Genomic DNA, 8,408 nt, shown 5'->3' with positions numbered 1-8,408 from the left:
TTACTGCCCGTTAAGGCTGGGATAAAAATAAAGAAAGGTCTGATTCTCTAAAATCAGGCCTTTTATTTTAAAACTTATTTACTTATATTAAATAAATAGCTGCTTACATCGTCAGGTACTTTAAAGCTCAGTGACACATTTTTTATTCTAAGATCGATATAAGGAATATCTTTGTAAGTTACAATATAGGCTATTTCTATTAATTCAGTATTATCCTTGTTGCTTTCCCCTAGATGGACAGTATCTGCTTGATACAAAATATATTTTGCCTGTTCTTCTGCTTGTAACGGCTTATCCGCTAGTTTCCACTCATTAACCTTCAAAGATTCAACAAAATTTTCAATCTCTTCACTATCTATAATAGTAACAGCAGCCTTTGAATCTCCAGGCAGCACAACTTCAATTTTTTTACTCTTTTCTATACTTTCGTTCCAATCAAAGCTTTTATCTTTATCATTTAAATTACACCCTGTAAGCAATATGACTACGGTAATAATAGATAGAAATAATACAGATACTTTCTTCAAAAGAATAACCCCACTTTCCCGTGAATGTTATCTTTTCAATAATAATAAACGGTAATAAGGACATGACTTTGCATTTGACCTAATTCAATTAAACAAGTGAATGCTTAAACGCATAAATAACTGCCTGTGTACGGTCTTGTACTTCAAGCTTACTTAAAATATTACTAACATGTGTCTTCGCCGTTTTCAAAGCGATGAACAGTTCATCTGCGATCTCCTGATTGGTCTTTCCTTCTGTCATAAGCAATAAGATCTCCATTTCACGAGCCGTCAGCTGCTCATGCGGATAAGTGACTTCCTTTTGACGCATTTTCATCATCATTTTCCCAGTCACTTCCGGCTCTAGAATAGACTGTCCATCATATGTAGCCCGTATAGCATTGGCGATTTCACTTGCCTTTGATGTTTTAAGTAAATAGCTAGTTGCCCCTGCCTCTAATGCTGGGTATACTTTTTCATCATCAAGGAAACTTGTCACAATAATGATTTTCGCTTCAGGCCATTTCTCAATAATGCTTTTTGTCGCCTCAATACCATCCATTTCTTTCATTACTAAATCCATTAACACAACATCCGGACGAAGCTCCAGCACGAGGTCAACACCTTTATGCCCATCATCTGCCTCACCTACTACCTCTATATCTGGCTGGGCAGATAAATAAGATGACACACCAATTCGAACCATCTCATGGTCATCAACAAATACTACTTTAATCATCTTTATCCCCCTTTATTCTACTAAAAAACTACTCATTTTTAACAGCATGCATTTATAATTTTTAAAACAGGTTAAGATATTTTTGCTTATATAACGGGAACTTTGACTTCTAGTCTAGTTCCTTTATTATTCAAACTAATAATTTTCAGTGTTCCTCCGATTTCAACAGCACGTTCATACATATTTTGCAGGCCATAAGAACCAGACTTTCTTGTTTCTACATCAAATCCAATTCCATCATCAACGATTCGCAAAATAACAAACTCATCACGCTTTATTAATAGTACTTCCAGTGTCGTTGATTTAGCATGACGCAATGTGTTCGAAACAGATTCCTGTAAAATACGAAACAGATGATCCTCCACACCTTTATCAAGCGGCATCGCTTCTATTTTCCACGTTATGTTCATTGGTACTTTTTGTGATAATTCAACTAAAAGCTCCTTCATACCTTCTTGCAGTGATTTTCCCTTCAAAGCTACAGGACGAAGATGAAGAAGCAGTGCTCTCATTTCAAGCTGTGACTGATTAATTGTTGCCTCAACCATTTTTAATTGCTTTGATTCTCTATCATCTGACAGCGGTCTTGTTTCCGTTATTGCTGACATCATCATAGACGCTGCAAACAGCTGCTGACTCACAGAATCATGGAGCTCACGAGCAAGTCTATTTCTCTCTTGAGAAACGATGTCCTGAATCCTCTTTTCCTGGTCTTCTGCTTTTTCATTTGCAAGCTTTTGTGATAATTTAGTCTGCTCCGCCATCTGTTTTTGCACTTTATCAATCTTCGAGCAAATAGAGTCAACCTCTTGCATAGAATGCGTTTGAGCTGAAATTTGCCGGCCTTGTTCCAAATCAATTAAAGAATTTTCAACTAATAATAGCTGTTTTTTCCATCCGGCCCCGATATAAAGCCCATATAGTGCCCCTAAAAAAAGAATAACACTCGGTACGATATAGACAAATGGCAGGTTACCAACTTTTCTTTCAAAAAGCAGCTTCCAACTTTCAAGTGGAAAGGCAAGGAAGAACATGATCGAAAAAACGAGCAATAAAAAGAAAGAAAACAAAGCAATCGATAAAATTTGACGCTGTACAATCGTCATAATCTTTTCACCTCTAAATCTCCAGTAAGCATCGAGGTGATAATTTTAACTTTATGACCTGACTCTTCATAATCTGGTGTTTGAAAAATAATAGCTTCATTTACTAATTTTGATTCTTTTTGCTGAAATATTTTAGCCGATCCGATTAAAACAGAATGATTCACTGTCACTCCAACTTCATATGGTACAAGTATTTGTACATTTCCAATAAAGTGACGAATCGAAATAACTGCTTCTTCCTTTGGCAATACTGTATTGCTTAAGTCTACTATTGTATTACCAACACCTACTTGAATATTTACATCATTCCATTCGTAAACATGATCAGGTGTCTTTTGATTACTAAAAAATTTATTTTCAAATAACGATCTTCGTTTTATCAACGGTTCTGAGGACTCCGAATGTTCAACTTCTATGATTTCCGGTTTAATATAATTAGGATTCTTTTTTGATTGATAATATTCAATGATAAAATAAAGAATAATTGCGATTAAGAAATATTTAAATGTCATCATATTTAAAATAGTAATGACGAGCCAAATCCAGCCAAACCATAATAAAGCTTTCCCCATCGTCCTTCCTGACCATTTCCGTCCATAATAAATACAGCCAATGGCAATAACAATTGCAGCAATCAACCCACCGTTAAAAAAGAGTACTTCAAGAAGAAGGACAGCAAGCCCAATTAGAAGAAACCAGTTTATATAATCTGTCTTAAATTTCTTAAACAATTCGGTTCCTCCTTCCTGTTTTCTTATTTTAAAAAAAGCGTAGAATACCTACGCCTTTTTAGAATACCATTTTTTTATATATCAATGATATATAATTATAGGGAGTTTTCACTTACATTTGCTTGCTTTTCTAGTTGTGCAATCCTAGAATCGATTGTGTTTCGGTAATATTCTGAGTTTACTTTATTCTCTAATCTATCAAGATAGTCTTCCATTTCATCAAATTTTGAAAATGGCTTCGAATCATAATTGCCGCTTTCCAATACTTTATTAATACGATGGTTTGCACGGGCAATATTTTCTCTTCCCATAAGCTCCATTCGTTTAATATGCATATCTTTTAATTTATGCTTCATTTCTTCATATTTCTGTTCAAGTTCTGTTAAATGACGTTCTGCCTCATTACGGGAGTTACGAATTCTTTCTAACCGTTCTTCATAATGGACTTGTTCTTTTAATGCAAATTCATAAAGGTCTGATTCCCCTGCTTTTGAAGCAACCTCTGCCTGATATTTTCGCTTTTCTGCCAATTGCTCTGCCTCACGGTATTCACGTGTAAATTCTTCTTTTAATAAATATTGACGCTCGACTAATTTTCTAACCTTCTCTGCTTCTTGCTCACACTGTCTTAAATAATGATTTAAAACAGATAATGGGTTCTTTTGCTCCTTCTTATCTAATACTTCATGTAAATCTTGAGAAATTGAATCTCTAATTCTTGTAAATAAATTAGCCATACTGTATTCGCTCCTTTTATTAATGGTTTTTGTTTAATTCGTTCCATTCTTTTTCAAAGTTTGTAAATGGGTCTGGTTCTTCTTTTAAGATGTTTTTTGATTTATTCCAATTTTTATAAACAACGTATAAAGCGTATACTGCTACGAGTCCAATGATTGCTGGTAAATTTGAAATTGATGCAAATAAAGCAATCACTGCAATAACAGCAAGAACAACTTTATTAAAAGTGGAATTTGTTTTTAAAAATCCTTTGTATGCGTAATACATAACGATCAAACTTATTACTAGGGAAAGCATCGGTGCTAGATTTGAAAGCAAAATGGCTGCTGCCACCACACCTAAAATTAATAATCCTGCCTTTTTCATTTATTTTTCCTCCTTTCTTTTTAAACACTTTCTGTTTGCTATGTCTTTATCTTATCTACATTTTCTTTTCTCCATAACGTGCCCTGGCTTTATTTTGAACTAAGACTTAAGACGTATTATAAATAAGACCTTAGAATTTGAGTTTTTTAGACATAAAATCCTCCAATAGTGGGAAAAATTAATAAGTATACTATGCTAAAAAATGGAGGGGACATTTAATGGATAACGAACAAAAGCGACCACATATTCCTGAGCCATATTGGAGAGAAAATTTAAATATACCGACATTTAACAAACTTTCAATTGATAAAGAAGCAGACATCGTCATTGTAGGCGGTGGCATAACGGGGATTACTACTGCCTATTTACTAACAAAGGAAGGATTTAAAGTAACTCTTCTTGAAGCAGATGTACTTTTAAATGGAACGACAGGGCATACAACAGCAAAAGTTACAGCCCAGCACGGAGTTATCTACGATGAATTAATTAATCATATGGGTAGAGAGAAAGCAAGGCTTTATTATGAAGCAAATGATGAAGCAATGCAGTTTATTAGAAATATTGCAGCAGAATTACAAATCGATTGTGATTTAACTGTTGAAGATTCTTATATCTATGCAATTAATGATGATAATCTTCGAAGGGTTACAAAAGAGTATGAAGCATATGAGCGGCTTGGGATTCCTAATGATTATGTCGATACTATCCCACTGGATATTGATATTAAAGGTGCTGTCATTATGACGAAGCAATCTCAATTCCATCCTTTAAAATATTTATCTAAGCTCGTTGATGAAATTATAAAAGGCGGAGGGGAGATTTATGAACAGACGACAGCAATTGATATTGAAACAACAACAAAACCGACTGTCGTAACGGGAGACGGACACCGGGTTACAGGTAAATATATCGTTTCATGCAGCCATTTCCCATTCTATGACGGAAAAGGGTTTTACTTCGCCAGAATGCATGCCGAACGTTCCTACATACTGGGCGTAAAACCGAAAAAGCCATTCCCGGGAGGCATGTACTATAGCGCTGATTCACCAACCCGCTCATTAAGATACACACCAGTTAATGGAGAAAAGCTCGTTTTAGTAAGCGGAGATGGTCATAAAACAGGGCAAGGCATGTCAACTTATAAACATTATAAAGCTCTGGAGGAATTCAGTGAACAAGTATTAGATGTAGAGGAGATTCCATATAAATGGTCCGCCCAAGATTTATACACATTAGATAAAGTACCTTATATCGGTTCCATTACATCTAATCAGCCAAATATTTTCGTTGCAACAGGCTATAGAAAATGGGGAATGACAAATGGTACAGCAGCTGGAAGATTAATTTGTGACCTGATTATGGAAAGAGAAAACTTCTATAAAGACTTATTTGACCCTTCCCGCTTTTATGCTGATCCAAGTATTAAAACATTCATTATGCAAAATGCAGATGTTGCAAAACACTTAATCAAAGGAAAGCTTGATATTGCCCATAAAAGAGTAACTGATATAAGTAAAGACGAGGGAGCAATTATCGCTGTAAATGGCCAAAGAGCTGGTGCCTATAAAGATCAGGATGGCGTTATCCACTGTGTAGATACAACTTGCACACATATGGGCTGTGAAGTCGAGTGGAATAGCGGTGACCGCACATGGGACTGTCCATGCCATGGTTCAAGGTTCTCCATTGAAGGAGATGTAATAGAAGGACCTGCTAAAGAGGCTTTGAAGAAAATCGATCTGGACTAACTAAATTTGTGAAAGAAAAGCCAGCCAGTGTAAAAGCTGGCTGGCTGCATGAAATCTATCTCATATTGCCAATGATAGCAGAACGGCTTTCCTGCATTTTCTTAATAAAATTTGTCATAACATCAAACGCTTCATTTCTTTTATTAGTCATACTTTGCAGACGAAGCATATCCATCTGATTAACACTACTCAATGTATCTATCTGACCTTTCGTTGCTGCAATTTTCGCATCCAATTCTTTGATTTTTTCAATATCAGCTGTATTAGATCGCTCTGTGTTTAAAGATTGAAGCTCATTATGTAACTTTGCAATTTGATTATTTCTTTCCTGCACATCTTTAATCTGAAGTTGTAACTGGGCTTCTAAAAGTGCTGCTCTTTGTGATTGAACCTGCATTAGAGCAGCTTCAAGATTCATACCGGATAGGTCTATAGCACCTACATTACCGGGATTAGAGTGGATAGAAGCAGAAGAGATTCCTCCCCCTGTCAGTGTTAAACCAACTACTAATACACTGCTAATTAACAATTTTTTCATAGCCTAATCTCCCTTTTTATAATTTTCTAACTGCTTCATTATAATTTATTAAGTAGTCTTCTTTAAACATTTTTTTATAAAAACCGTTACTTTTCTCACGTATTTAAAAGTAAGACTTTTATCCTCCTCGTTACTTCCTTTACATATTTCTTTTTTTATTCTATAATATTTACCTAGGTAAATAAAATGAGGTGTTCAAGAGATGATTGATACAACTGCATTATTTCATGAATTGTTCCAAAAAACGCGATTCATTACAAAGGAAGTAAATGAAAAGCTAAAACAATACGATCTTTATAGTTCACAATGGTCAATTATATATTGTTTAAAGACATTGGGACCTTCTACTCAAACAGATATTTGGCGCTATTTAAACGTAGAAGCACCAACTGTAACAAGAACAATTACCCGTCTCGAAAAAAGTGGCTGGGTTATTCGTATGGAAGGCAATGATAAACGGGAGAGGATTATTCAGCTCACAGAAAAAGCGAATGAATTAATTCCCCAATTAGAGGAAACAGTGAAAGCTTTCGAACGAGAAATGATTGGAAATTTATCTGATGATGAACAGCAGGAATTACTAAGATTGATTAAAAAAATGGGTGCAAATGAAAGGAGTTAAATATATGGATGAAGTAAAACAGCCAATCTGGTCAAAAAGTTTTTTTAGCATTTTTGTAAGTAACTTTTTTATGTTTCTTATTTTTTATGCCTTACTTACGTCTCTGCCGATTTATGTTATTGATGATCTTCATCGTACGAAAACAGAGGCTGGGTTAATCGTCACTATTTTCTTATTATCAGCCATTATCATTCGCCCTTTTTCAGGGAAATTACTAGAGAAGTTCGGAAAGAAAAGAATGCTTATTATCAGCTTAATATTCTTCACTATTTCCACTTTTCTATATTTGGTAATTGAGCCATTCTCTCTCTTATTAGGTTTACGTTTTTTCCACGGTATTTGGTTTAGTATAGCAACAACCGCAACTGGAGCTATGGCAGCTGACGTAATTCCTGCAAGGCGACGCGGTGAAGGTTTAGGCTATTATGCAATGTCTACAAATATTGCCATTGTCTGCGGTCCTTTCATTGCTTTAACTTTATTGCAATTCATTGAATTTAGTTTATTATTTCTAATTTTGTCCTTATTAATGGTTGTCGGACTCGGCTTAACCTTTACGGTAAAAACACCTGAAATAGAAAGTCCGCTTCCACAAAAAGCTAGATTATCTTTAGAAGATTTATTTGAGAAAAGAGCAATTCCTATTGCATTAATCGGCTGTTTAGTTTCTTTCGTCTATTCCAGTATTCTCTCTTTTATTTCGATCTACGCAAAAGAGTTAGGGCTATTGGAGGCTGCCAGCTACTTCTTCCTTACATTTGCGGCAGCAATGGTTATTTCACGTCCTTTCACCGGGAGATTATTCGATATAAAAGGAGCAAACTATGTTATTTATCCTGCATTTTTCCTTTTCGCTATCGGACTTATTTGCTTAAGTGCCACACATTCTTCTTTCATGCTTCTTTTATCAGGAGCATTAATTGGATTGGGATACGGAAGTTTGGCACCGTCTCTGCAAACATTAGCAGTCCAATCAGCAGATGTAAAACGGAGCGGACATGCAACAGCAACATACTTTACTCTTTATGATACAGGGATTGCGATCGGATCTTATACGCTAGGAATTATTGCATCACTATTTGGTTATAGTCATCTTTATTTTTATGTAGGATTATTTTTAATTTGTATTTTCCTTCTTTACAGATGGATGCAAGCTCAACGGAAAGATCTAAAGTTATACCCTAAAGAATCATCATAATTAAGAAACTTTCAAGGACAGTATAATCTCCCTGTTAAAGCGGATATTATACTGTCCTTTATCTTTTTTCTCGTATATGATTGGAATTATAAAGTGAAACTCTATCAGTGGGATGT

10 protein-coding genes are annotated in these 8,408 nt (G+C 35.1%); 3 read left to right on the top strand and 7 right to left on the bottom strand.

Translation table 11 applies throughout. From position 1 onward, the window contains the following. Nucleotides 1-74: 74 nt before the first annotated feature. From BFA01S_RS19635 to BFA01S_RS19610, 6 genes are all read right to left on the bottom strand, one after another. Nucleotides 75-527: a hypothetical protein gene (locus BFA01S_RS19635; RefSeq protein WP_066234907.1), complete on the bottom strand. Its 453-nt coding sequence runs from the start codon at nt 525-527 to the stop codon at nt 75-77. Nucleotides 528-615: 88 nt separating this feature from the next. Next, nucleotides 616-1,245, bottom strand: coding sequence for a response regulator transcription factor (locus tag BFA01S_RS19630; protein ID WP_066234905.1), 630 nt, complete (start codon nt 1,243-1,245; stop codon nt 616-618). An 86-nt stretch (nt 1,246-1,331) separates the two neighbouring features. After that, nucleotides 1,332-2,351 (bottom strand): sensor histidine kinase, encoded by a 1,020-nt coding sequence (locus tag BFA01S_RS19625; RefSeq protein ID WP_066234902.1) that lies wholly within the window; start codon nt 2,349-2,351, stop codon nt 1,332-1,334. Continuing rightward, nucleotides 2,348-3,082, bottom strand: coding sequence for a cell wall-active antibiotics response protein LiaF (gene liaF, locus BFA01S_RS19620; RefSeq protein ID WP_066234899.1), 735 nt, complete (start codon nt 3,080-3,082; stop codon nt 2,348-2,350). The genes BFA01S_RS19625 and liaF overlap by 4 nt, the downstream gene beginning before the upstream one ends. Before the next feature lie 95 nt (nt 3,083-3,177). After that, complete coding sequence (locus BFA01S_RS19615; protein WP_066234896.1) at nt 3,178-3,819, bottom strand: PspA/IM30 family protein; 642 nt, start codon at nt 3,817-3,819, stop codon at nt 3,178-3,180. Between the two features lie 19 nt (nt 3,820-3,838). Beyond that, nucleotides 3,839-4,186 (bottom strand): lmo0954 family membrane protein, encoded by a 348-nt coding sequence (locus tag BFA01S_RS19610; RefSeq protein ID WP_066234893.1) that lies wholly within the window; start codon nt 4,184-4,186, stop codon nt 3,839-3,841. Nucleotides 4,187-4,404: 218 nt separating this feature from the next. Between BFA01S_RS19610 and BFA01S_RS19605 the strand changes: the two genes are divergently transcribed. Next, complete coding sequence (locus tag BFA01S_RS19605; RefSeq protein WP_066234891.1) at nt 4,405-5,934, top strand: FAD-dependent oxidoreductase; 1,530 nt, start codon at nt 4,405-4,407, stop codon at nt 5,932-5,934. A 55-nt stretch (nt 5,935-5,989) separates the two neighbouring features. Here the strand turns inward: BFA01S_RS19605 and BFA01S_RS19600 are convergent, their stop codons facing one another. Then, nucleotides 5,990-6,472, bottom strand: a complete 483-nt coding sequence (locus BFA01S_RS19600; RefSeq protein WP_066234885.1) for a hypothetical protein — start codon at nt 6,470-6,472, stop codon at nt 5,990-5,992. Nucleotides 6,473-6,674: 202 nt separating this feature from the next. Between BFA01S_RS19600 and BFA01S_RS19595 the strand changes: the two genes are divergently transcribed. After that, nucleotides 6,675-7,094, top strand: coding sequence for a MarR family winged helix-turn-helix transcriptional regulator (locus tag BFA01S_RS19595; protein WP_066234882.1), 420 nt, complete (start codon nt 6,675-6,677; stop codon nt 7,092-7,094). 4 nt (nt 7,095-7,098) lie between these two features. Next, a complete protein-coding gene (locus BFA01S_RS19590; RefSeq protein WP_066234878.1) occupies nt 7,099-8,292 on the top strand; it encodes an MFS transporter in 1,194 nt (397 codons plus the stop codon). Nucleotides 8,293-8,408 lie beyond the last annotated feature (116 nt).

It is taken from the genome of Metabacillus fastidiosus NBRC 101226, from assembly GCF_001591625.1.
GTDB lineage: Bacteria > Bacillota > Bacilli > Bacillales > Bacillaceae > Metabacillus > Metabacillus fastidiosus.
Note: the sequence above shows the minus strand (reverse complement) of the source record. Positions and strands in the feature narration are given on the sequence as shown.